This window comes from Liquorilactobacillus sicerae (genome assembly GCF_029916425.1).
GTDB lineage: Bacteria > Bacillota > Bacilli > Lactobacillales > Lactobacillaceae > Liquorilactobacillus > Liquorilactobacillus sicerae.
Window position 1 is genome coordinate 1 of record NZ_JAHAVQ010000377.1, and the last position, 258, is coordinate 258.

The window sequence follows — 258 nt, forward strand, 5'->3', positions numbered from 1 at the left end:
CATGTGATTCACATCCTTTCTAATTATAGAGTACCACAAAGTACTACAAATTAAAAGGGAAAAATTGACAAAAAAATAAAGTCATATCAGGCTTTATGGAGGATTTTATTTTAAAAAGTGTCAAACTTCCGAATCGGCAGCAAACAGAAGGCGTGATTTCAGCCAGGGATTCAATTGCTAAAATCTTAGTTGTACCAACTAATGAAGAATTATCAATGGTCCAGCAGATCAAAAAAATTAAAGATTAAGCCACCAGCT

Annotated in this window: 1 protein-coding gene; it reads left to right on the forward strand. The window is 33.3% G+C overall.

The annotated features are described in order from the left end of the window. Positions 1-95 precede the first annotated feature (95 nt). Positions 96-248, forward strand: coding sequence for a hypothetical protein (locus KH893_RS12900; protein ID WP_281166411.1), 153 nt, complete (start codon positions 96-98; stop codon positions 246-248). The last annotated feature ends 10 nt before the right edge of the window (positions 249-258 follow it).